25 protein-coding genes are annotated in these 22,450 nt (G+C 34.0%); 15 read left to right on the top strand and 10 right to left on the bottom strand.

Annotated features, from left to right (window positions below):
• Positions 1–6: 6 nt before the first annotated feature.
• Complete coding sequence (locus E0F89_RS07695; protein WP_131909222.1) at positions 7–1,503, bottom strand: malate:quinone oxidoreductase; 1,497 nt, start codon at positions 1,501–1,503, stop codon at positions 7–9.
• 101 nt (positions 1,504–1,604) lie between these two features.
• Positions 1,605–2,018 (bottom strand): Holliday junction resolvase RuvX, encoded by a 414-nt coding sequence (ruvX, locus tag E0F89_RS07700; protein ID WP_131909365.1) that lies wholly within the window; start codon positions 2,016–2,018, stop codon positions 1,605–1,607.
• Between the two features lie 232 nt (positions 2,019–2,250).
• On the opposite strand from ruvX, the gene E0F89_RS07705 reads away from it, so the two are divergent.
• Genes E0F89_RS07705 through E0F89_RS07715 form a run of 3 tightly spaced genes read left to right on the top strand, consistent with a single transcriptional unit; the run spans position 2,251 to position 5,128 of the window.
• On the top strand, positions 2,251–3,066 hold the full coding sequence (locus E0F89_RS07705; RefSeq protein WP_131909223.1) for a 2,3,4,5-tetrahydropyridine-2,6-dicarboxylate N-succinyltransferase: 816 nt from the start codon (positions 2,251–2,253) through the stop codon (positions 3,064–3,066).
• Between the two features lie 13 nt (positions 3,067–3,079).
• The gene (locus tag E0F89_RS07710; protein ID WP_131909224.1) at positions 3,080–4,192 is read left to right on the top strand and encodes a glycosyltransferase family 4 protein; all 1,113 of its coding nucleotides are present in this window, start codon (positions 3,080–3,082) and stop codon (positions 4,190–4,192) included.
• A 42-nt stretch (positions 4,193–4,234) separates the two neighbouring features.
• Positions 4,235–5,128 (top strand): glycosyltransferase family 2 protein, encoded by an 894-nt coding sequence (locus E0F89_RS07715; protein WP_131909225.1) that lies wholly within the window; start codon positions 4,235–4,237, stop codon positions 5,126–5,128.
• Positions 5,129–5,137: 9 nt separating this feature from the next.
• On the opposite strand, the gene E0F89_RS07720 is transcribed toward E0F89_RS07715, so the two are convergent.
• On the bottom strand, positions 5,138–5,899 hold the full coding sequence (locus E0F89_RS07720; protein ID WP_131909226.1) for a glycosyltransferase family 2 protein: 762 nt from the start codon (positions 5,897–5,899) through the stop codon (positions 5,138–5,140).
• A 64-nt stretch (positions 5,900–5,963) separates the two neighbouring features.
• The gene (locus E0F89_RS07725; RefSeq protein WP_131909227.1) at positions 5,964–6,728 is read right to left on the bottom strand and encodes a protein kinase family protein; all 765 of its coding nucleotides are present in this window, start codon (positions 6,726–6,728) and stop codon (positions 5,964–5,966) included.
• Positions 6,729–6,992: 264 nt separating this feature from the next.
• Here E0F89_RS07725 and E0F89_RS07730 point away from each other — a divergent pair, with 264 nt between their 5' ends.
• The 5 genes from E0F89_RS07730 (at position 6,993) to E0F89_RS07750 (ending at position 11,381) form a co-directional block, all read left to right on the top strand.
• Positions 6,993–7,559, top strand: coding sequence for an L-threonylcarbamoyladenylate synthase (locus E0F89_RS07730; RefSeq protein WP_131909228.1), 567 nt, complete (start codon positions 6,993–6,995; stop codon positions 7,557–7,559).
• A 62-nt stretch (positions 7,560–7,621) separates the two neighbouring features.
• A complete protein-coding gene (locus E0F89_RS07735) occupies positions 7,622–9,055 on the top strand; it encodes a CCA tRNA nucleotidyltransferase (RefSeq protein WP_131909229.1) in 1,434 nt (477 codons plus the stop codon).
• 50 nt (positions 9,056–9,105) lie between these two features.
• The gene (locus E0F89_RS07740) at positions 9,106–10,128 is read left to right on the top strand and encodes a COX15/CtaA family protein (protein ID WP_131909230.1); all 1,023 of its coding nucleotides are present in this window, start codon (positions 9,106–9,108) and stop codon (positions 10,126–10,128) included.
• A gap of 58 nt (positions 10,129–10,186) precedes the next feature.
• The gene (locus tag E0F89_RS07745; RefSeq protein ID WP_131909231.1) at positions 10,187–10,960 is read left to right on the top strand and encodes a CDP-alcohol phosphatidyltransferase family protein; all 774 of its coding nucleotides are present in this window, start codon (positions 10,187–10,189) and stop codon (positions 10,958–10,960) included.
• Positions 10,961–11,198: 238 nt separating this feature from the next.
• Positions 11,199–11,381 carry a CsbD family protein gene (locus E0F89_RS07750; RefSeq protein ID WP_091208473.1) on the top strand — a complete coding sequence of 61 codons (183 nt, stop codon included), beginning with the start codon at positions 11,199–11,201 and terminating at the stop codon, positions 11,379–11,381.
• Between the two features lie 106 nt (positions 11,382–11,487).
• On the opposite strand, the gene E0F89_RS07755 is transcribed toward E0F89_RS07750, so the two are convergent.
• The 6 genes from E0F89_RS07755 to E0F89_RS07780 all read right to left on the bottom strand — a co-directional run bounded on the left by E0F89_RS07755 (position 11,488) and on the right by E0F89_RS07780 (position 17,433).
• Positions 11,488–12,255 (bottom strand): LytR/AlgR family response regulator transcription factor, encoded by a 768-nt coding sequence (locus E0F89_RS07755; RefSeq protein WP_131909232.1) that lies wholly within the window; start codon positions 12,253–12,255, stop codon positions 11,488–11,490.
• A gap of 81 nt (positions 12,256–12,336) precedes the next feature.
• Positions 12,337–12,651: a 2TM domain-containing protein gene (locus E0F89_RS07760; RefSeq protein ID WP_131909233.1), complete on the bottom strand. Its 315-nt coding sequence runs from the start codon at positions 12,649–12,651 to the stop codon at positions 12,337–12,339.
• A 4-nt stretch (positions 12,652–12,655) separates the two neighbouring features.
• On the bottom strand, positions 12,656–12,940 hold the full coding sequence (locus E0F89_RS07765) for a 2TM domain-containing protein (RefSeq protein ID WP_131909234.1): 285 nt from the start codon (positions 12,938–12,940) through the stop codon (positions 12,656–12,658).
• A 34-nt stretch (positions 12,941–12,974) separates the two neighbouring features.
• A complete protein-coding gene (locus tag E0F89_RS07770; RefSeq protein WP_131909366.1) occupies positions 12,975–14,309 on the bottom strand; it encodes a histidine kinase in 1,335 nt (444 codons plus the stop codon).
• Between the two features lie 74 nt (positions 14,310–14,383).
• Positions 14,384–15,004 (bottom strand): hypothetical protein, encoded by a 621-nt coding sequence (locus tag E0F89_RS07775; RefSeq protein WP_131909235.1) that lies wholly within the window; start codon positions 15,002–15,004, stop codon positions 14,384–14,386.
• A 224-nt stretch (positions 15,005–15,228) separates the two neighbouring features.
• Entirely contained in the window at positions 15,229–17,433 is a 2,205-nt protein-coding gene (locus tag E0F89_RS07780) for a TonB-dependent receptor (protein ID WP_131909236.1), read from the bottom strand.
• Positions 17,434–17,807: 374 nt separating this feature from the next.
• Between E0F89_RS07780 and E0F89_RS07785 the strand changes: the two genes are divergently transcribed.
• From E0F89_RS07785 to E0F89_RS07815, 7 genes are all read left to right on the top strand, one after another.
• On the top strand, positions 17,808–18,266 hold the full coding sequence (locus E0F89_RS07785; RefSeq protein ID WP_131909237.1) for a YciI family protein: 459 nt from the start codon (positions 17,808–17,810) through the stop codon (positions 18,264–18,266).
• Between the two features lies 1 nt (position 18,267).
• Positions 18,268–18,825, top strand: coding sequence for a sugar O-acetyltransferase (locus E0F89_RS07790; protein WP_131909238.1), 558 nt, complete (start codon positions 18,268–18,270; stop codon positions 18,823–18,825).
• A gap of 64 nt (positions 18,826–18,889) precedes the next feature.
• Positions 18,890–19,285, top strand: a complete 396-nt coding sequence (locus E0F89_RS07795; RefSeq protein WP_131909239.1) for a hypothetical protein — start codon at positions 18,890–18,892, stop codon at positions 19,283–19,285.
• 48 nt (positions 19,286–19,333) lie between these two features.
• Positions 19,334–19,723 (top strand): SMU1112c/YaeR family gloxylase I-like metalloprotein, encoded by a 390-nt coding sequence (gloA2, locus tag E0F89_RS07800; protein WP_131909240.1) that lies wholly within the window; start codon positions 19,334–19,336, stop codon positions 19,721–19,723.
• A 60-nt stretch (positions 19,724–19,783) separates the two neighbouring features.
• Positions 19,784–20,404, top strand: coding sequence for an HPP family protein (locus E0F89_RS07805; RefSeq protein WP_131909241.1), 621 nt, complete (start codon positions 19,784–19,786; stop codon positions 20,402–20,404).
• A 181-nt stretch (positions 20,405–20,585) separates the two neighbouring features.
• Positions 20,586–21,125 (top strand): IS1096 element passenger TnpR family protein, encoded by a 540-nt coding sequence (locus tag E0F89_RS07810; protein ID WP_113634318.1) that lies wholly within the window; start codon positions 20,586–20,588, stop codon positions 21,123–21,125.
• Between the two features lie 211 nt (positions 21,126–21,336).
• Complete coding sequence (locus tag E0F89_RS07815; protein WP_131909242.1) at positions 21,337–22,395, top strand: nucleoid-associated protein; 1,059 nt, start codon at positions 21,337–21,339, stop codon at positions 22,393–22,395.
• The last annotated feature ends 55 nt before the right edge of the window (positions 22,396–22,450 follow it).

The following is a 22,450-nucleotide window of genomic DNA, read 5'->3' on the forward strand; positions in this document are numbered from 1 at the left end:
AAAATTTTAATTATTCAGTTTTAAAACGGTAGCGGTTTCTTTTCTGATTTCCTTTAATAATTCAGGATTATCATTTAATTTCTGCCCAAAAGACGGAATCATCGTTTTTAGTTTTTCCTGCCATTCCGGTGTTTCAAATTGTTCTTTGAAACACCTTTCAATCAAATCAACCATAATAGAAACAGCGGTTGAAGCGCCCGGCGACGCACCCAGCAAAACAGATAAAGAACCATCGGCAGTGGTAATCACTTCGGTACCAAATTCCAGAATACCACCTTTTTTTTCATCTTTCTTAATCACTTGAACGCGTTGCCCTGCTCGTTCAAGAACCCAGTCTTTGGATTTTGCAGTTGGAACATATTCTCTCAAAGCGTTTATCCGGTCTTCAGGCGACTGCCGTACTTGCTCAATTAAATATTTGGTAAGTGGAATATTCTTGATTCCTGCGGCAATCATAGGATATATATTATCTCTTTTAATAGATAAAGGCAAATCAGAATACCTACCATTTTTTAAAAATCGAGTCGAAAAGCCAGCAAAAGGTCCAAAAAGCAATGCTTTTTCTCCATTTATCATTCGGGAATCAATATGCGGAACTGACATTGGTGGTGCGCCAACGCTTGCTTTCCCATACACTTTAGCTTGATGTTTGGCAATCACTTCGGGATTAGTGCATTTTAGCCATTGCCCGCTCACTGGAAAACCGCCGTAGCCTTTTCCTTCAGGAACATCCGCTTTTTCAAGTAATGGCAGCGAACCGCCACCCGCACCTATGAAAACAAACTTAGTGTATGCTTTTTTCTTTTGGCCTGTAGCCAAATCAGTAATTTTTATCCTCCAGGATTTATCTTCCCTTTGTTTTAATTTCTGAACTTCATGGTTAAAGTGAATCTCAATACCTTCTAATTTTGTCAAATAACCAAAAATACTTCGGGTTAACTCTCCAAAATTAACATCCGTACCGATAGCCATTGAAGTAGCGGCAACTTTATCAGACTCTTTTCTGCCTTCCATCACCAGAGGCATCCATTTTTTTAACTCAGAACAATCCGTGCTGAAAACCATTTCTTCAAAAAGAGGATTCGATTGTAAAGCCTCAAATCTCTTTTTTAAGTAGTCCACGTTTTTTTCACCCCAAACAAAACTCAGGTGTGGAATGCTTTTTATAAAATTTTCAGGAGACGGAACTTTATTTTCCTGAACGAGATACGCCCAAAATTGCCTTGAAACCTCGAAAGATTCGGCAATACCGATTGCTTTTTTTGGATCAATGCTTCCGTCTTCGCTTTCAGGTGTGTAATTGAGCTCGCAAAAAGCGGAATGTCCCGTTCCGGCATTATTCCAGGCATCAGAACTTTCGGCAGCTGCAATATCTAAGCGCTCGTAAATGTGAATTTTTATATCGGGTTGCAGTTCTTTGAGTATTAAACCAAGAGTGGCGCTCATAATTCCAGCTCCAATAAGTACTACTTCAGTGTTTGAACGAATGGTTGTATCAGGCATAACAAAATTTTAAAGTGCAAAGATAAATTATCTAAATGCAAAAAAAACCTTAAATTTTGTGTGAAAATTACATAATTACGAAAACGTTTTAGAATTGAATTCTACAATTTTCGGATTAAATAATCTTGCAACATTATAGTTGCCGAAATCTCGTCAATAAGTGCTTTATTATGACGTTGCTTCTTACTCATTCCACTATCAATCATCGATTGAAAAGCCATTTTTGAAGTAAAGCGTTCATCAACACGGATGACTTTCATGTCCGGAAAGTGATTTGTAAAATGTGTTACAAAACCTTTTATGATCGAAGCACTTTCTGAAGGCTCACCGTTCATTTGTTTGGGTTCACCAATAAGTACAGCCTCTACTTTCTCTTTGGAAAAATAGTCCTTCAAAAAAGCAATTGCAGTTGCCGAAGGAATGGTCGTCAATCCTGAAGCTATGATTTGCATTTCATCGGTAACCGCTATTCCGGTTCGTTTTTGTCCGTAATCTATGGAGAGAATTCTTGGCATTTCAATTTTTTTCAAAGGTAACTATTTTAATATCTCAATTCTTAGCAGTAACAGAAAAGTCACTTCAATATCATTTTTTCTCAAATTTATTTGTTCCGCATTGAAATACAAAGAACAATTATCATTTTAAATTTAATATTAAAACAAGAAGTTAAATCTGTAACATTTTCAACCTATTTTGCTTTTTTGATTTTGGTTAAAAATCCTATCTTTGTCAAAAATTATCAAAAAAATGAATCCATTACAACCGATTATAGAACAAGCTTGGGAAAACCGTGCTTTGTTACAAGAAACTACAACTACTGATGCAATCAGAGAAGTTATTGAATTATTAGATACTGGAAAATTACGTGTTGCCGAGCCAGTTGGTGAAGGTTGGCAAGTAAACGAATGGGTGAAGAAAGCCGTGGTTATGTATTTCCCAATTCAAAAAATGGAAACATGGGAATCCGGAATTTTCGAATACCATGACAAAATGTTATTGAAAAGAGGCTATGCCGAAAAAGGAATTCGTGTGGTTCCTAATGCTGTAGCGCGTTACGGTGCTTACATTTCAAGTGGTGTTATTTTGATGCCAAGCTATGTAAATATTGGTGCTTATGTTGATGAAGGCACTATGGTAGACACATGGGCAACCGTGGGAAGTTGTGCTCAAATTGGTAAAAACGTACACTTAAGCGGTGGTGTTGGTATCGGTGGCGTTTTGGAACCTTTGCAAGCGGCTCCGGTAATTATTGAAGACGGTGCTTTTATTGGCTCACGTTGTATTGTAGTTGAAGGAGTTCACGTTGGGAAAGAAGCCGTTCTTGGTGCTAATGTTTGCTTGACTGCCTCCACAAAAATTATTGATGTTACAGGTGAAACTCCTATTGAAATGAAAGGTTTTGTTCCTGCACGTTCGGTAGTGATTCCGGGAAGTTATACAAAAACGTTTCCTGCCGGTGATTTCCAAGTTCCTTGTGCTTTAATCATTGGAACCCGCAAGCCTTCAACGGATTTGAAAACATCATTGAACAATGCTTTGCGCGAATATGACGTAGCAGTATAATAAATAAAATCAGATGAATATTGGCTTTGAGGCAAAAAGAGTTTTTCACAACAAAACAGGACTGGGTAATTACAGTCGTGATTTGATACGCATTCTCAGCCAATATTTCCCTGAAAATAATTATTTTTTATACAATCCTAAACCGTCAGATAAAAAACTATTTGAACCCAATAATATTACTGTTTTCGAGAAAAAGCCGTCTTCTGCTTTTTATACCAAATTTTATAATATTTGGAGACAGAAAGGAGTTACAGCCTATTTAGTAAAAGATAAAGTCACCATTTTTCATGGTTTATCAGGCGAAATTCCTAGTGGACTACGTGCTAAAAATATAAAAAGCGTAGTAACCATCCACGATTTAATATTTATGAGGTTTCCTAATTTGTATTCTTTTTTTGATCGAAAAATACATTTTTACAAGTTCAAAAAAGCAGCTCAAGAATCCGATATAATTATAGCAATAAGTGAGCAAACAAAGGATGATATTATTGAATTTTTAAAAATTGAGCCTGCAAAAATAAAAGTGATTTATCAGGGTTGCCATGCGTCTTTTAAAGAAAATTTTTCCGAAGAGGAGCACACTGAAGTCATTAGGAAATTTAGTTTACCCGAAAATTTTATTCTTAATGTTGGTACAATTGAGGCTAGAAAAAATATTCTTTTAGTCGTAAAAGCGATAAAAAATATAGATACTTGTTTAGTAATCGTTGGCCAAGAAACTAAATATACTGTCGAAGTTAAAAACTTTATCAAAGAGAACAATTTAGAAAACAAGGTCCTATTTCTCAGAGGATTGACTATTCGTGAATTGGCAATTTTGTACAGACTAGCCAAAATATTTGTTTATCCATCATTATATGAAGGCTTTGGCATTCCTATTGTTGAAGCATTATATTCTAAAACTCCGGTAATCACAACAATTGGCGGTGTTTTTCCGGAAGCTGGAGGACCCAATTCTATCTATGTTGATCCAACAAATGTCATCCAAATGCAGAAAGCAATCACACAATTATTAGTAAATGATAATTTACGTCACGAGATGGCAACAAAAGGTTTTGAATTTGTGCAGAAATTTAATGATGAAGTTGTGGCCAGTCAAATTATGAACATCTACAAGAATCTCTAACGATTGACGACAGTTTAAATCCCTAATTCTAAAAACAGTACTATGCAATATGATCTGCCGATTTTGTCTTTTGTTGGCCAAAAAGTTCCAAACGCTACCTTTTCAATTTTAATTCCATCGTGGAATAATTTAGGATTATTGAAAATCTGCGTAGACAGTATCATAAAAAATTCAGTTGAAAAACATCAGATAATTATACATGTTAATCAAGGAAATGATGGGACATTGGAATGGGTAAAAGAACAGAAATTGGCTTTTACACACAGCCTGGAAAATGTGGGAGTTTGCTACGCTATGAATGCAATGGCTAAACTCGCAACCACCGATTATATTTTGTATATGAATGATGATATGTACGCGTGCCCTAAATGGGATAAATATCTGATTGAAGCTATTAAAAATAATGGAGATGATTTTTTTTATTTTTCGGCAACAATGATTGAACCGACAGACACAAAAAACAAGTGCGCACTTGCGCCGCATAATTTTGGATTAACCGCTAATACATTTGAAGAAGACAAATTACTTTCTTTTATAAAAACTGCCAAAAAGAACGATTGGCAGGGAGCATCATGGCCTCCGTCAGTTGTGCATAAAAAACTTTGGGACAAGGTAGGCGGTTACAGTGTTGAATATTCGCCTGGATTTAGTTCAGATCCTGATTTCAGTATGAAATTATGGCAGGCAGGCGTTAGAAATTTTAAAGGTATCGGCAGCAGTTTCGTGTATCATTTTCAATCCAAAAGCACCGAAAGAGTCGTCAGAAATAATGGCCGATTGACGTTTGCTTCAAAATGGGGAGTTCCATCAAGTTATTTTTATAAGAATGTTTTGCGATTAGGCGAAACATTTCAAAATGAACCACTAGTTCTTTCAAAAAATATACCGTATCGATTTGCGCAACTACGTGCATTATGGATTAAATTAAAAAAATAAAAAAGCAAACTATTTCTTATTTATGAGGTGTTGTTCATTGGTTTTAATACACTTCACACCTGTGTAAAAAGCAGAAAAATAAGACCAGTAAAAACCTTCTTTACCGTTTAGAAAATTTAATTCGAAACAATATTTTTTAATAAATTCAAACTTCGTCTTTATGATAATTTCAAAAAGCGAATATTTTTTGTTCTTTAAAAATTTATTTTCGGCATATAACTGTGTGTATTTATTGAGTTTGTTGATATATCCATGCAACGAATCAGTAGTGTAATGCAAATACGCATTTTTGAATTTATGGGTTTTACCATTTACACAGATGCTTTCGTGGACACTTTTTTCATTAAATTGACCGAAATTTTTATTAAACAATCGTAAAATGCTTCTGTTACTCTCATTTCCGTACAGAAATGCCTTTCCCAAAAAAACGTGTCTGCATTTTAAATAATAGCCAACAACTTCAGTTGCGTTGGATTCAAATTGACCTTTAATTTCATCTACTAATTCATCCGATAATACTTCATCCGCATCAAGAGATAAAACCCAGTCATTCGATGTCTGCTGCACTGCAAATTGTTTCTGTGCTCCGTAATCAACGAATTTATTAAATATGACTTTAGCATTATATTTTTCACAAATAGCGACCGTTGCATCCGTACTACCGGAATCAATCACGATTATTTCATCAGCCCAATACAATTTTTGCAAGCATTTTTCAATAATTCTCTCTTCATTATAAGCGATGATAATAACTGATAATTTCAATTTCATAATTTTAAATATTAATCTTTTTACAACAAAAGGATTGTATCTCTTGAATTAATTTTATGCCTTACTATTTGATTAAATTTTTAAAAAACAATTTAAACTTACGTTTTTTATCATGTTTTTGCTGAAATGCGGTGGTATATAAACTCAATTTCGCAAATGTTTCTGCATATGATTTTTTATATAATTTGGAATATTCCTCACTTATTATTACAATCATTTCATTGCTTGTCACAAGTTTACACAAATTTTCCATTCGCATTTCAAAAGACATTTGTTGATGAAAACGCATCCTGTTCAAATCAACCAAAAAGAAATCGTAATTCCCATTTGAAGCTTTCTTAATTAACGTATTTCCAGGAGAATGATCCAAAAATTCAATTCCTTTTTCATGCAGATCGAAAGAAAATCTTGTAAATTGTCTTAAAATATTTTCGAGATCAGGAAACTTCTCGGTTTCAACCAAGTCCCGAAACATGAAATCAAAAGTAACATGTTCACAAATATAATAACTGTCTTTAAGACCAATCCAGTCAAAATTCTCGATATAAGCAATGGGTTCAGGTGTACCAATACCTTTTTCCAATAAAATCATTCCATACTCAAAAGAACGCGCTGCTTTGGATTTTCTAAAATAGGAATAAATAATTTTATTGACAAAAATGGGTTTTTTAAAAGATTTAATATTAAAATTAAAAGAGCCGCTTTTAAAAGATTTTATTTCATTTCGGTTTCCTTTTACAACCGTATTTCCATTAGAATGAAAGCTGTTAACCAATTCAAAAATCTCTTTTTCACTAAATGAAGCTTTAGGGCTAATCTTACAAACCATTATATATATTTTTAGCAAAATTAGTGAGTTTATGAATAACATTAGCACTAAATTGAAAATGAAACAATAGTTTCTTAGCTACGATCATTTTTCCAATATTGACCAAACATTTGCACTGCACCGCCAAAACTGATAAAAAATCATTAGAAAATCCTTTTCACTAAGAATAATAATTCTGCAGGCGGTGCTTATTCTGAAATAAATTTAAGAATAATACCATTTAGAAAGGTTATTTTTGCATCAGAATTTATCCCGAATAATACTATGAACACAAACGAAGAAGTCCATAAAGCATACGAAGTAATAAAAGAAGGCGGAATCATCCTGTATCCAACAGACACGGTTTGGGGAATTGGTTGTGATGCTACAAATGCTGAGGCTGTTGCCAAAATATACAAACTCAAGCAAAGAGCCGAAACTCAAAGTATGATTGTTTTGATGAATGGCGAAAAAATGATGTACAATGTTTTTAAAGACATTCCGGAAGTTGCCTGGCAAATCATGGATTTATCTGAAAATCCAACCACTTTAGTTCTAGACAAACCGAGAAACGTAGCCCCAAATTTAATTGCGCCAGATAATACATTAGGAATTCGAATCGTGAAAGAGCCTTTTTGTTTTAAGTTAATGGAGAAAATGAAAAAACCACTGGTTTCAACATCGGCAAATATCTCCGGACAGCCTACTCCTATTGCCTTCAAAGATATTAGCCCGGAAATTATAAAAGGTGTGGACTATGTTGTAAATTTGCATCGCGAAAAAATAGCCGGTAAACCTTCAACTATTATAAAATTAACGAATGATTCTCAAGTGAAAGTGATTCGGAAATAGTATTCAGTTTTTAGTTTTCAGTTTTAGCAACTTTAAACTTTAAACTTTAAACATTTTTTAAAATGAGCATTAAAACTTCATACAAAGAAGCACTACATAATAAAATTTTCGAAGTCATCTCTCAAGCTTCACAAGAACTTAACGTTGACAGTTATGTGATTGGTGGTTTTGTTAGAGATTTACTTTTGAACAGAGACTTCAAAAAAGACATAGATATTGTTGCAGTGGGCAGCGGAATCGAATTGGCTTTAAAAGTGTCTCAATTACTTCCTAATAAACCAAAAGTTCAGGTTTTCAAAACCTACGGAACAGCGATGTTGCGTTTTGAAGATACTGAAATTGAATTTGTAGGCGCCAGAAAAGAATCCTATCATTTTGAAAGCAGAAATCCGGTTGTAGAAAACGGAACATTAGAAGACGACCAAAACCGTCGCGATTTCACCATAAACGCGTTGGCTTTATCTTTAAACGCAAAAAATTTTGGAGAATTATCCGATCCTTTTAATGGATTAGCCGACTTAGAGAATAAAGTAATAAAAACTCCTTTGGATCCGGACATTACCTATTCTGATGATCCGTTGCGCATGTTAAGAGGTATTCGTTTTGCGAACCAACTTGGATTTGAAATCGAAGAAAATTCGTTGAACTCCATAACTAAAAACGCGGACCGAATCAAAATCATTTCCGGAGAACGCATTGTTGATGAATTAAATAAAATACTTTCGACAGACAAACCATCAATCGGATTTTTGTTATTGTTTAAAACCGGACTTTTAGACATCATTCTGCCAGAATTAACAGAATTAAACCAGGTTGAAGAAATAGAAGGTCATACACATAAAAACAATTTCTATCATACATTGGAAGTCGTTGATAATATTTGTCCAAATACAGATGATGTTTGGCTGCGTTGGTCGGCATTGTTACACGATATTGGAAAAGCACCTACAAAACGTTTTAATAAAAAACAAGGTTGGACCTTTCATGGACATGAATTTCTTGGTGGAAAAATGGCGAAAAAGATATTTGAACGTTTGCACATGCCATTGAATCACAAAATGAAATTTGTGCAAAAAATGGTTATGATGAGTTCTCGCCCGATTGTCTTATCCCAAGATACAGTTACAGATTCAGCGGTGCGTCGATTGGTTTTTGATGCGGGAGAAGATGTTGAAAATCTAATGACATTATGCGAAGCAGACATTACGACTAAGAACCCAAACAAATTCAAGAAATACCATAATAATTTTGAAATTGTTCGTAAGAAAATTGTCGAAGTCGAAGAACGTGATCAGGTTCGTAATTTCCAGCCACCTATTTCAGGAGAGGAAATTATGGAACTATTCAACCTGAAACCATCCAAAGAAATTGGGATGCTCAAGGAAGCGATTAAAGAAGCAATCCTTGAAGGAGAAATTCCAAATGAATATCAAGCAGCGTATGAATTTATGCTAAAAAAAGCAGCTAAAATTGGACTAAAGATTAACGCTTGTTGAATTAAGATTTAATCGTTTTTCAAATATCTTTGCAAAAATTAATTCAAACAATGAAAAAAGAGAATAATTACGTTATCATTTGGTTGTTATCAGGATGCTTATTATTGTTTATAATGGTTATAGTGGGAGGAATTACACGCTTGACAAATTCCGGTTTATCCATGACGGATTGGCATTTAGTAACCGATACTTTCCCTCCTTTAACAGAAGAAAAATGGTCACAAGCTTTTGAAGAATATAAAAAATTTCCGGAGTATCAAAAAATCAATATTCATAATGATTTTACGCTAAGCGATTATAAATTCATCTATTTCTGGGAGTGGTTTCACCGCTTTATCGGACGAATTATTGGTTTGGCTTTTATTATACCTTTTGTCTATTTCTTATTCAAGAAACGTCTATCAACTGAAACAATCAAAAAGTGTGTTGTTTTGCTTTTTATGGGCGGCTTTCAAGGATTCTTAGGATGGTTTATGGTTCGCAGCGGATTAATTGATAATCCTGATGTAAGCCACTATAGACTGGCATTACACCTTACATTTGCCTTTATCACATTTGCCTACACGCTTTGGGTAGCTTTGGATTTAATTTATCCAAACAAAACTGCTGTTAATATACCGTTGCGAAATCTCGCGCGTGTCGCATTAGTTTTTCTTGTTATCCAAATTATTTATGGCGGTTTTGTTGCCGGTTTGAATGCCGGTTTAATTCACAACCACTGGCCTTTAATGAGCGACGGACAATTCATTCACGACAGTGTATTTATTGAAAAAAGCACTTTGTTTTTGAATTTTACCGAAGGAAAAAGTGGCGTTCAATTTGTACACCGAACGATGGCCTATGTTGTAGTAGGACTAATTTTGGCCTTGTATATCATCAGCAGAAAACACTTGCTAAACACTTTGCAAAAAAGAGGAACTAGCACTTTAGTTATTATGGTGTTTTTCCAGTTCGCTTTAGGTGTTTTCACTCTTTTGTACGGCGTTCCATTGTGGTTGGGACTGCTGCATCAAGTGATGGCTTTCATTCTATTATCGGCAATGACGTTTACATTACATCGATTATCAAAATAAAAATATACCAACGATTACACCTGACTATATTGTCGCATTTCTTTGTTTATTAACCTAAATGTCTAAACTTGCAGCTCAAGATAAATTTTTGGATTTATCAGATTATGGAAGAACCTTCGGGAAGTTTCTGGCCAATCAATTAAAAAATACTTGGATCACTCCCATACATGTTACTTTACTTTTTGGTATTTCCGGGTTGATAGCCATTTATTGTATTATTGATGGATCTTACTTTTTGGCTGGTTTTTTCATCGTGTTGAAATCAGCAATTGATGCTGCTGATGGCGAATTGGCGCGCTTAAAAAACACGCCTTCTTACACCGGAAGATACTTGGACAGCGTATTCGATATCATTCTGAATTTTCTGTTTTTAATGACCATTTGTTATGTCTCAAAAACATCTTTTTGGCTTACTATTTTGGCCTTTATTGGAATCCAATTACAAGGTACTTTATACAATTATTACTATGTGATTTTACGAAATAAATCCGTTGGCGGAGATACGACAAGTAAAATTTTCGAGTACAAATCACCAAGAGCTTTACCTGGAGAAACCCAAAAATCAGTTGATATTTTGTTTCGCATTTATACAATCGTTTATGGAGTATTTGACAAGATAATTCACTTTCTCGATAAAGATGCCTACAAAGTAAAAACGTTTCCTAACTGGTTTATGACCTTACTTTCTATTTACGGTTTAGGCTTTCAGTTATTGATTATAGCGATCATGTTACCTATGAACTTAATAGAATATATCATTCCGTTTTTCATACTTTACACCGCATTAATTTTTGTTATAATTGGCATTCGAAAAGTGTTTTTTAAGGTTTAAATTCATCATAGACATAATCTATGTGTAAAACACAGATTACACATTACCAATACATTAAACAACTAAGCCTCTACTTATAGTTTAATATTTATTTCAATCCAATTTGACACCTTAAATCAACGGAGCGTAATGTCAATTCTCGGAATTATATAATAGTTCCCTCGAATTATGTAACAATTTTATAATATTAAATCACCAAATTTGTAAAGAACAAATAGTAATTTAAAACTTAGAAATTATGCCAAATTCAAAAGAGATTGAAGGAAACTGGAATGAGTTGAAAGGAAAACTTAAACAAAAATTTGCCGATTTGACGGATGATGATTTACTATACGATGAAGGTAAAGAAGATGAAATGTGGGGTAAATTACAACAAAAATTAGGCAAGACACAAAAAGAAATTAAATCATTACTTGATTAATTTTTAGATCCTAAACTTACTTAAACTGTTTCAAAGCAAAATTCAAAATTATTCCTTTTCAGGATTTTTTGAAGACGCTTTGAGACAGTTTTTTTATGCCTTAAAATTACCCAATCCAAGTTTTAAAATCGGATACTTTTTCTCTGCTTACAATCACATCTTCTTCTTTAAAAGAGGGCAAAATAACTTTCAAACGAGAGTTGCTGTAAACAACAATTTCTTTGATTGCTTTCAATGGAATTATAAATTTCCGACTAATTCGGAAGAAATCTGCTGGATCTAATTCCTGCTCTAAAAGTTCCAAAGTACATTCGATTAAATAATTCCTATTGTCAAAAGTATGCAAATAGGTTCCTTTATTTTCACTAAAAAAACATTCGATTTCATCAATCGAAATCACTTTCAAATGTTGGCCTATTTTTACCGTAAATCGTTTTTTATAGTTTTTCTCAAATGGATTGGTCAACATCTTTTTGATTTGCTCAAAATCGATTCCAAGGTTTTGAGGTTGCAATTCTTGCTTTGGCGAAAGCGACTTAAATTTAGCGACGGCAATTTTGAGATCATCTTCGTCAATGGGTTTCAAAAGATAATCGATACTATTCAATTTGAAAGCACGGAGCGCATATTCATCATAAGCGGTAGTAAAAATTACGGCGCTCTTAATCTCAACTTTTTCAAAAATTTCAAAGGACAACCCATCCGACAACTGAATGTCCAGAAAAATCAAATCCGGATGTTCATTTTTAGAAAACCAATTAAGTGCTTCTTCCACGGAATGCAACATCACTCCTACTTGAATATTTAGTTTTTCCAGTTTTCTTTGGAGTAATCTGGCAGCTGGTTTTTCGTCTTCTATAATTATTGTGGTCATTTATGTAAAATCGTTTATCTGGTTATTTGTTTAACTGAAAACTGCTCCCGAAGCGTCGGGATGAATCCTGAATACTCATTTTCACTCCCATTTTTCACTTTTCTCTTTCTCCATCAACTCCTTGATTTTTTTCTCTTCCCAGTTTCTTCCAAAAATCCAATTGGGCAAAAAAGTAGAAAAAGCGTGAGATGCTAATCCAATTCCCCAGAAGAAAGCCGTAAAGAAATTTTCCATCTTAAAGTAGCTTTCGCCGACATCTAAATCCTGAATATTAATAAACACAATCATTAAATTCACCACTAAATATACAATCAAATGTATATAAAATCCTTTAATTTTTTTTACTCGTGCGATAGCTTCAATATACTGTAACTCTTTAATTGCATCTGTTTTCATGATATTAGTGGTTTTGATTTTTATCTTTGTCCATCAACTCATTAATCTTTTTTTCTTCCCAATTAGCTCCCAAAAATGGCATATAGTTAAAGACTTTCATCCCATGAAAAATCACTCCAATTCCCCACCAAAATAGCGGCCAAAAAAACCATAAGTATTGAGGTGATGTGGTCAAATTAATGATTACCAAAGAAACAATCACAATACTATAAACCGTTAAATGTCTGTAAAAACCTTTTATTTTTCCAATCTGCTTTTTTGCTTGAAAATATTTTTCTGAATTGTCCATATTAGTTGCTATTTTTTTTTAAGTTTTGGGAATCTCAATTCCATTTATTATTCTGATTGTCTTTATTCAAAATCTCATTAATCTTTCGCTCTTCCCATGATTTGCCATAGCCAAAAACTTCCAAACCATGAAAAGTAAGTCCCATTCCCCAACCCAATAAAGGAAACCAAAACCATTGAAAATTAGAACTAAAACTTAGATTAATAAAGATCAAAAACGAGATTACTAAACAATATGAAATTAAATTTCCATAAAATCCTTTCAGTTTTTTCACGTGTTCTGATGCTCTCAAATATGCTCCAGTTTCATCATAACTATATTGTGTTTCCATAACCATTATTTGTTTTGTTAGAATCGGTATTTTAACCGTAAATGTTTGTTCATCTTGGGCAATCAGAACTTTCCTGTTGGTAATAATCCCATATCTGTTGACGATATTTTGCAACCCAACACCTTGACGCTCCTGCAAAACTTCTTTCTTTTGATAGTCGTTTTGAACTGCCAGATAATCGCCTTCCACATAAATCCTGATGTGCAACGGTCTTTGTTCACTAACCACATTGTGCTTCACTGTATTTTCCAATAAAAGCTGTAAAGAAAGCGGTACGACTTTGGCTTCAGCCGAAATTGCAGTTTTTGGCATTTCATAAAATAAGCTGTTTTCAAAACGCATTTTCAATAAATTCATATACGTTTTGGCGAAAGCCAGTTCTTCATCTACCGAGACCAATTCCTTGTCTTTTTGTTCCAAAACATACCGGTAAATTTTGGATAATGAAGTCGTAAATCGTTGTGCATTTTCCGGATTTTCTTCAATCAGGGAACTTAGAACATTCAAACTGTTGAAAAGAAAATGAGGATCAATTTGATTTTTTAAACTCTCGAATTTTGCGTTAGCTGTTCCTGCGATGATTTTCTGTTCTTTGACTTTATTTTCATTGTACGCTTTGTAGAAATGTAAAGCATGAACGCCTAATAATATGATGAAAGTGATAATTGTCGATTCAATGTAATTTGAAGGAGTTTCATTTGCTAAAAAATCTGTCATTGATTTTTTTTCTACGATAACGTTCAAAAAGATACGAAGTGAAAAAATTGTAAATAAGGAAATGAAAAAAGAGCCGACAAATCCAATGATTATTCGCTTTACAGCATAAATATTATCTTTAAAAACTTTGTCCAAAAATACAAACAACGCTGCGTTAACAAGATACAATGTAACACTGTAAAGCATGCAATATAAAAAATGAACGTATAATCTAGGGCTAAAAACCGCATTACCAACGGAAATAAATTCAATTAGAAGGGATACTAAAAAAATCACAACCCCAATAAATAAAGCTTTAAGTAAATGTGGTTTTATATACATCATTTTCTTTTTTTCAATAGTTACTATTCTCTGTTTTGTTTCTTAAAACCAAATAATTAGAAACAATCATAGATTTACTTACAATTTTTTTGTGCTGCTACAGCTCTGTCTAATCCCCATTTTGGAGAAAAAGGTGTTTCAGGTTTAAAAGTAGCAAAAAGTCCAATAGCTTTTTCAATTTGTGCGCACATTGGTTTGGTATCAGTTCCCCAAAATTGTGCTGCACCAATTTCAAATTCGGCCTTACCAAAAACAACTCTTGGATTTTCCGGAGCAATTGCTTGTGCTTTTCCGTACAGTTCCATCACCGTTCCGGATAATTTTTGTCCGTTTGTCATTGGATCAAAAGCAATCCAAGCAGTATGAATCATCGCTTGCATCACCAATAATTCGGCATTATTTGGATTTTTATCCATTTCTATATCTAGTGATTTTTGTGCCTTCGAAAGTAATAAAGTCATTTGATCTTTATCTTTGGTTCTAAAAGCAGTTGTCGTATTCACTAATGCCACGTAATAATTAGGCAACCAACTTGTTTTTTCCGCAGCGGCAATTCTTTCAAATAAATCCGAAGCTTCAGTGTTTTTTCCTTCGCCCCATAACTGGAAGGCTTTTCCCATTCCTTGCTCAAATTGGCCTTGAGCGGATACTAAACTACAGATGAAAAATACGATTGTGGTGATAATTTTGGTCATGATTTCTTGTTTTTAAATGGTTGTTTTTTTGATGATTGAAACGTTCTAATTAATTTATACTTCAAAAGTATATCGGTTTCTATTGGTTTAAAATTTATAAATACTGAACTGTAGAATTTGATGGATGAATTGTTATTTAGTCATAAAGTCGAAAGTCATAAAGTTGAAAGAGTTTTCGTTTACAAGGACTTTAGACCTTTGACTTTAAGACATTATGACTTCTTTTAAAGATTCCGCAACTGATTGTCTTTTTTATCATTGCTAATCGTCCAAAAGAATCCTATAAAGAAAAAACGATCGGCTGTAGGAATAATTTCTTTTCTGTTGTAAAAGCCTGCATTGTCCGCACTGTTCGCGTATTCGTACCCAAAGACATTCTGAGAACCTAAAACATTGGAAACCGAGAAGTATAAAATCTTTTGCTGTGACAGTAAATACGCCCAATTGAAACTCAAACTGTTATACGATTTCGTTTTTCCATTCATGAATTTCGTTTCGTTTGGATTGTTGTAGGGACGCCCGGAACTGTAGGAATTTGTGAAACCTATTTGTGATTTCCAGTCCGTAATAAAGTATTTTGTAACGATAGACAAACTGTGATCCGCAACAAAACTTGGCGTCACTTGAGAACTGAAATTTTTATAATCCCTTTCCGTATCGATGTACGAATAGGAAACCCAATATTCTAAGTTTTTGATTGATTTTCCGTCTCTCCAAAACAAATCCAAACCTTTGGCATAACCAGAACCAGAATTACTAAAAACCGAATTAAAAGCTGCCATTTTAGTGTCGAATTTCACTAAATCGCGATAGTCTTTGTAATAGGTTTCTGCACGAAACGTTTTTCCATTTTTATTGTATTGAAAATTCAAAATGTAATGTGAAGCTTTCTCGCTTTCAAACTGATTGTTGTTGAAATACTTAATATATTCGGCGTTTGGAGTTTGGGTAAAATCGCCATAAGCAAATGCAAACTGACTGTTTTTAGCCATTTTATACGCAAATGAAATTCGGGGTGAGATAGCAGTTTCGTCAAGCAAATCATTATTCGAAGCTCGTATTCCTACTTTGGCAGCCCATTTTTTAGAAAAGAAAATATCAGTTTCTGTATAAATAACTGCAATGTTCGAATCGTACCCATTGGTGAAAACCGAGCCTGAATTTTCGTTGAAATCTTCATTGAATTGGGTAATAAAACAATCCGCTCCAATGGATAGTTTGAATCGGTCAGAAAAGCTTTTTCTTAATTTTAATTTCAAATGAGCCGCATTTTCATCATTCGCCACTTTACCTGAATCGATGTTTATTTTATTGTTACTGTAGCCATAGCTTAATCCAGTAGTAATTTGCCAATTGTTCCCAAAAACGCCTTTGTAAGACGAATTTAAATAGAAATTATTGTTATTTAAATCAACTCTGATTTTATCCGGTGAATTAATATTTTCCTGATTAATATTAAATTTTGAAGCGTCAAAAGCAGCGTACACTTTCAAAATCCCATTATTAAAGTTATAGCGATACACGGTTTCTCCTGACAACGATTGAAAAGGACTGTTCCAATCCACGTTTTGAGGAATAGCTGCTTGATAAGGCGCTAAATTGATATAATTCGCATTGACGCTCAACGAACTTTTTTTCCACTTTTGGGTATTTCCAATACCTAAACCAACAGTCATTAATGAGATTTCGGTTTTAGTTTGGTCAGGGTCATCTTGTGTATTCAACAACAAAACACTTGACAAGGCTTCACCATATTCCGCCGAATAACCGCCTGTAGAAAAAGACATTCCACTGAACAGAAAAGGAGAAAATCGGCCGCGGGTAGGCAAATTATTTGTGGTTGCACCATACGGTTGCGCCACCCGAATTCCATCTACAAAGGTTTGCGTTTCATTAGCCTCGCCACCACGAACAAACAATCTTCCGTCCTCACCTACCGTTTGTGTTCCCGGCAACGTTTGCAAAGCCGCAATAATATTCCCAGCAGATCCCGCTGTAGTTACTATATCTAATGGTTTTAACACCGAAACTCTGGCTTTGTCGCCCGCTTCTAATGTTCCTGCTGTAATCACAACTGCATCAAGCGAGGTAACACTTTCTCTTAATTTGATGGTTTTATTTTGGAAATTAGCCACATCAATTACTGTTTTTGAAGTTTCATAAATCAGGAAACTCACTACCAAAGTTTGATTTCCTTTTACAGTAGTCGTAAAACTAAAATCACCCGATTCAGTAGTTGAGGCGCCATCATAAGTCCCTTCGATAAAAACATTAGCGCCAGAAACCGGTTTCCCTTTCTCATCCACCACTTTACCTGAAATTATACTTTGTGAAAAAATTGTCAGGCTGAATAATAGAATTGCAAAAGTGAAAATCGATTTAAGACTTTTCTGAGAATGATTGGAATGATGCGCAAATGATGGTTTCATGATGTTTGATTTTGATGAAGCAAATATCTAACGCAAAAATCACAACCAAAAAAAGTTAGTGCTGAACTGTTGAATTTAAAGGATGAGTTGTTTTGATCAATAAATTTTATGAGTTTCTGCAAAACATACTTAGTGTTTTTTTCTGCCACAGATTCACTGATTTATAATTTGATTTCTTTTATAAGTGGAAATAGTTTCAAAAAACAAGGTAATAAACAAGGTGCTTTTTATTGCCAGTAACTTAATTTTAATCTGTGAATCTGTGGCTGATTTTATAAATCAGTTTATAAACGATTTACTTGGGATTGTTACTGATAATTTCAATAACGTCTAATGAAAAACATTAAATTTGTGTACAATCAAATTCTGAAAAAATGAAAAAATCTATCTTTTTACTGGTATTACTTTGCTGTAGCACGACAATATTCTCTCAGGAAAACACACCAGCATTTGATGAAAAACTGGCAAAATCCCTGAATGCGGATGAATATGGCATGAAAAAATATGTTTTTTGTTTATTAAAAACAGGAACTAATACAACCGCAACTAAAGAAGAAACTCAAAAATTATTTGAAGGACACATGGCTAACATTAGTAAATTAGCCATGGAAGGAAAGCTAGTTGTGGCAGGTCCATTCATGAAAAATGATAATAATTATCGAGGTATTTATATTTTTAATGCCAGCAGTATTGAAGAAGCCAAAACCTTTGTGGCGACAGATCCTGCGGTGCAATCGAAACTTCTGGAAGCTGAATTAACGCTTTGGTACGGAAGCGCAGCACTGCAGGAAACACTTAAAATTCATGATAAAATAGCTAAAACTAAAATATAATATGTTAACCGAAAAAGAAAAAATGATTGCCGGAGAATATTATTTGGCCAACGATTCTATTTTAGTAAAAGACAGGCGAAAATCTAAAAATTTACTCCATAGATTAAACGTTACTGAATATAGAGTAACGAAAAAAGCGCGGGAAATACTGAAAGAACTGATTCCTAATGCAGGAGCAAATCTTTATATTGAGCCTCCATTTTTTTGCGATTACGGCTATAATATCAGCTGTGGCGAAAACGTATACTTCAATGTAAACTGTGTTGTTTTGGACTGCGCCAAAGTCACTATTGGTTCCAATGTATTTTTTGCACCTGGCGTTCAATTGTATACCGCCACACATCCGCTGGATGCTGAACTTAGAAAAACACTGCAAAATGCTTTGCCAATAAGTATTGGCAATGATTGCTGGATTGGCGGAAATTCAGTGATATGTCCGGGAATCACCATTGGAAATGGTTGTGTTATCGGCGCAGGTTCAGTGGTTACAAAAGACATTCCTGACAATTCTTTGGCCGTAGGAAATCCGGCAAAAGTGATTCGGAAATTGAATGAATAATGGAATTACAATTTCTCAAAACTAAATTTTCCTATATTTGTTATAACAACTTAAACAAATCATAATGAAACATCTTAAAACATTTCTAGTCTTGGCACTTATCGTGGTCGCAAACACTGTTTCTGCACAATCCACTTTTGATAAATGGCCTACCATAAAAGAATTTCACGAAGTAATGTCGCAAACATTTCATCCTGCTGAAGAAGGAAATTTGGCTCCAATAAAAGCACGTTCGGAAGAAATGATGAACAAAGCAGCGATGTTATTAAAATCAGATATTCCAACAGAATTTAGAACTGATGCTATTTTAGCTTCAGCTGAACGGTTGCAAATTAAAAGTAAAGCGCTTCACAAATTAATAATGTCTAATGGATCTGATGCCGCAATTGTGAAATCAATTACAGACTTACACGACACTTTCCATGAAATTGTGGGACTTTGTTCCGATGCAAAAAAATAAAAACCTAAAGCCTAATCAACCGATTAGGCTTTCTTCATTAAAATACAAATGCTGCAACTCAATAAAATTCATCATATCGCTATTATTTGTTCCGATTATCAAAAATCAAAAACTTTCTACACAGATGTTTTAGGACTAACAATAATTCAGGAAATTTACCGTCAAGAAAGACAATCGTACAAACTTGATTTGGCACTTAACGGAGAATATGCGATTGAATTGTTTTCATTTCCAAACCCTCCAAAACGTCCCTCCACGCCTGAAGCAGCTGGAATGCGCCATTTAGCTTTTGAAGTCAATGACATTCAAAAAACAAGAGATTATTTAGTGAATGAAAATATAACTGCAGAAGCAATTCGTATAGATGAATTTACTCAAAAAAGCTTCTTCTTTATCGCAGATCCAGATAACTTACCGGTAGAGTTTTATGAAAAATAAAATCTCTTCCAAAACGATAAAATGAATATAATTATCACTCTCTATTTTTCATAAGGAATAATGAATACTAAATACAAAATAGAAAAGAGTTACCGCAAAACCAAGTACATTCTGTACAAAGAAACTTTAGTTGATTTCAAAGAACATTTTTGGGCTTTTCTAGGTTCTTTTATTGGCATTGGATTAATCGCTTTTTTACAATCACAAACACTGCCAGAATCTGATGTGGTTTATTTAATAGGTTCCTTTGGAGCATCGAGCGTATTGATTTACGGTGTCATCCAAAGTCCATTGGCACAGCCGAGAAATCTTATTGGAGGACACGTGATTTCTGCAATCATTGGGGTTACCGTATATAAATTCGTTCCGGATATAGTTTGGTTAACCGCTCCACTTGCTGTTTCCCTCTCCATTGTTTTTATGCAAATGACTAAAACATTACACCCACCAGGCGGCGCAACGGCACTGATAGCGGTAACTGGCTCAAACGAAATTAAAAATCTAGGCTACTGGTATGTATTTTCTCCTGTTTTAACCGGTGTGCTTATTTTACTGTCCGTAGCTTTAGTTTTTAACAACATGACGTCAAAAAGACAATATCCCACTCATAAAAAATACCATCAGTTCCGAAAAAGAGTCGCAAGTGTTTTTAAAATTAAACCAAACGATCAAAAACTTTAACTTCGGAGGTAAATATTTAATTCTAAAACAAGATTTACTTTTTTCTTTTTCTTCGAAAATATTTCGATATTGATAGATTCCTTAATTACTTATACGCAAAAATATTATCAACAAATCGAAAATCTGAAATCTAAATCTAAAATTATATTTTACCTTTGACCTTTCAATAAAAACAATGATTATGGTTTATAAATTTAGAGTGATTCTAGACGCGGAAGAAGATGTTTTTAGAGACATTGCAATACTTGAAGACGATACCTTAGAAGATTTGCACAATGCAATTTTCAATTCCTTTGGTTTTGACGGAATGGAAGTGGCTTCGTTCTATACTTGTGATGAAACTTGGAACCAAGAAGAGGAAATTTCACTTTTTGATACCGGTGATGTTCCAGGCGAACAAAAAATCATGAGCGATTACCAATTATCCGATATTTTAGACAAGCAAAATACCAAAATTTTATATGTCTATGATTTCATAAATATGTGGACATTCCTCGTAGAGCTTGCTGCTGTAGAAGATCAAGTTGTTGGAAATTTATATCCTGAAACTATTTTTTCTCATGGAGAAATGCCCGACGAAGCAATGGAAAAAAACTTTGAATCTGACAATGCCGATGACTACAACGCTGAGTTTGAAGATGGCTTAGACGAAGATGATCTGGATATGTTTGAAGGTGATGACAGTTTTGAAGACTATGGATTTGAGGAGAACTGGAATTAATCCTCTCCCCGACCCTCTCCAAAGGAGAGGGAGCCAAACCACATAAAAATAAAATGAATGTCGTTGTCGATATCTAATGGATACTTTTTACACCGATTTCCTTATTAAGTATGATTTCAGACAACTATAATACAATTTAACAAAATACAAAATCACGTCTCGTCTCCCCCTTCTTCGGAGGGGGTTGGGGGGAGGAAACCTTATAAAAAAAATGATCAACTTATATAACACACACATCGAAAACTTATCCATTCACAGAGTGGGAAATAAAAGTAGAAATGAAGCCATTTTTTTATCGGAGCAACCCTTTAATCTGAATGATGAGATTGTGCCTTTGATGAAAGAATTCTTCTTTAAACCCTTTCGAGAAAAAGAAGAAAATTATTTTCAGTTTGCCCATGAAATTGATTTGGATTACAATGACATGTTCAAATATGCAACTGAGGTTTTTGATAATCCAACCGCTATTCATGACGTTTCTAAAAAAATCACGACACACTTATTTGAACAGTCTAATCATCCGCACATCAAGAATGGTGAAGTTTACGTTACTTACTTAACGAACGTGAGCATTGACAATAATGTGGTTGATGCGATTGGAATTTTCAAAAGTGAAATACAAGCTGACTTTTTACAATTTGAAGAAAAAGCAACACATTTAGAAATGATTTTGCAGCAAGGTGTCAGTTTAAATAAGTTGGACAAAGGTTGTATTATCTTTAATTACAAGAAAGAAGAAGGATACAAAATCCTGACTGTGGACAGTAACCGTTATGATGCCAGATATTGGTTGGAGCATTTCTTATCTGTGGATGCTTTTGAAGATGAGAATTTTATCACTAAAAAATACTTGAAATTCTGCCAGAACTTTGCTAAAGATGTTGTTTTTCCTGCTGAGGACAAAAAAGAAGAAGTGATGTTCATGAACCGTTCGGTAAATTATTTTGCAAAAAACGATCAGTTCGAAGAAACTAATTTCCTAAATGAAGTTTTAGACAATCCAGACTTAATTCCTGAGTTTAAAAATTATAAAATAGATAAAGGGGAAAAATATAGTATTGAGGATGTAACTTCTTTTCCTATCGCAAATGCAGCGGTTTCTGATGCCAGAAAATCAATCAAAAACGTTATTAATTTAGATACGCACATCCAAATTAAAATGGACTTCATTAATCCTGAAAGTGCTGAAAAATATGTAGAAAAAGGTTGGGACGAGGAAAAACAAATGTATTACTACCTAGTTTATTTTAATAAAGAAGAGAAGAGTTAGGATTAGTGTGCAGTCGCAGTTTGCAATGATCAGTGTTCAGTCGCAATTTAAAGGG

It is taken from the genome of Flavobacterium caseinilyticum, assembly GCF_004349085.1.
Taxonomy (GTDB): domain Bacteria; phylum Bacteroidota; class Bacteroidia; order Flavobacteriales; family Flavobacteriaceae; genus Flavobacterium; species Flavobacterium caseinilyticum.

Bases quoted from the DNA above. Each gene is read 5' to 3' on its own strand.
- E0F89_RS07740 (WP_131909230.1), top strand. From the start codon at position 9,106: ATGAAAAAAGAGAATAATTACGTTATCATTTGGTTGTTATCAGGATGC.
- E0F89_RS07775 (WP_131909235.1), bottom strand. From the start codon at position 15,004: ATGACCAAAATTATCACCACAATCGTATTTTTCATCTGTAGTTTAGTA.
- E0F89_RS07790 (WP_131909238.1), top strand. From the start codon at position 18,268: ATGTTAACCGAAAAAGAAAAAATGATTGCCGGAGAATATTATTTGGCC.
- ruvX (WP_131909365.1), bottom strand. From the start codon at position 2,018: ATGCCAAGAATTCTCTCCATAGATTACGGACAAAAACGAACCGGAATA.
- gloA2 (WP_131909240.1), top strand. From the start codon at position 19,334: ATGCTGCAACTCAATAAAATTCATCATATCGCTATTATTTGTTCCGAT.
- E0F89_RS07750 (WP_091208473.1), top strand. From the start codon at position 11,199: ATGCCAAATTCAAAAGAGATTGAAGGAAACTGGAATGAGTTGAAAGGA.
- E0F89_RS07770 (WP_131909366.1), bottom strand. From the start codon at position 14,309: ATGTATATAAAACCACATTTACTTAAAGCTTTATTTATTGGGGTTGTG.
- E0F89_RS07725 (WP_131909227.1), bottom strand. From the start codon at position 6,728: ATGGTTTGTAAGATTAGCCCTAAAGCTTCATTTAGTGAAAAAGAGATT.
- E0F89_RS07810 (WP_113634318.1), top strand. From the start codon at position 20,586: ATGGTTTATAAATTTAGAGTGATTCTAGACGCGGAAGAAGATGTTTTT.
- E0F89_RS07720 (WP_131909226.1), bottom strand. From the start codon at position 5,899: ATGAAATTGAAATTATCAGTTATTATCATCGCTTATAATGAAGAGAGA.
- E0F89_RS07710 (WP_131909224.1), top strand. From the start codon at position 3,080: ATGAATATTGGCTTTGAGGCAAAAAGAGTTTTTCACAACAAAACAGGA.
- E0F89_RS07815 (WP_131909242.1), top strand. From the start codon at position 21,337: ATGATCAACTTATATAACACACACATCGAAAACTTATCCATTCACAGA.
- E0F89_RS07765 (WP_131909234.1), bottom strand. From the start codon at position 12,940: ATGGACAATTCAGAAAAATATTTTCAAGCAAAAAAGCAGATTGGAAAA.
- E0F89_RS07805 (WP_131909241.1), top strand. From the start codon at position 19,784: ATGAATACTAAATACAAAATAGAAAAGAGTTACCGCAAAACCAAGTAC.
- E0F89_RS07745 (WP_131909231.1), top strand. From the start codon at position 10,187: ATGTCTAAACTTGCAGCTCAAGATAAATTTTTGGATTTATCAGATTAT.
- E0F89_RS07760 (WP_131909233.1), bottom strand. From the start codon at position 12,651: ATGAAAACAGATGCAATTAAAGAGTTACAGTATATTGAAGCTATCGCA.
- E0F89_RS07785 (WP_131909237.1), top strand. From the start codon at position 17,808: ATGAAAAAATCTATCTTTTTACTGGTATTACTTTGCTGTAGCACGACA.
- E0F89_RS07735 (WP_131909229.1), top strand. From the start codon at position 7,622: ATGAGCATTAAAACTTCATACAAAGAAGCACTACATAATAAAATTTTC.
- E0F89_RS07755 (WP_131909232.1), bottom strand. From the start codon at position 12,255: ATGACCACAATAATTATAGAAGACGAAAAACCAGCTGCCAGATTACTC.
- E0F89_RS07795 (WP_131909239.1), top strand. From the start codon at position 18,890: ATGAAACATCTTAAAACATTTCTAGTCTTGGCACTTATCGTGGTCGCA.
- E0F89_RS07705 (WP_131909223.1), top strand. From the start codon at position 2,251: ATGAATCCATTACAACCGATTATAGAACAAGCTTGGGAAAACCGTGCT.
- E0F89_RS07715 (WP_131909225.1), top strand. From the start codon at position 4,235: ATGCAATATGATCTGCCGATTTTGTCTTTTGTTGGCCAAAAAGTTCCA.
- E0F89_RS07730 (WP_131909228.1), top strand. From the start codon at position 6,993: ATGAACACAAACGAAGAAGTCCATAAAGCATACGAAGTAATAAAAGAA.
- E0F89_RS07695 (WP_131909222.1), bottom strand. From the start codon at position 1,503: ATGCCTGATACAACCATTCGTTCAAACACTGAAGTAGTACTTATTGGA.
- E0F89_RS07780 (WP_131909236.1), bottom strand. From the start codon at position 17,433: ATGAAACCATCATTTGCGCATCATTCCAATCATTCTCAGAAAAGTCTT.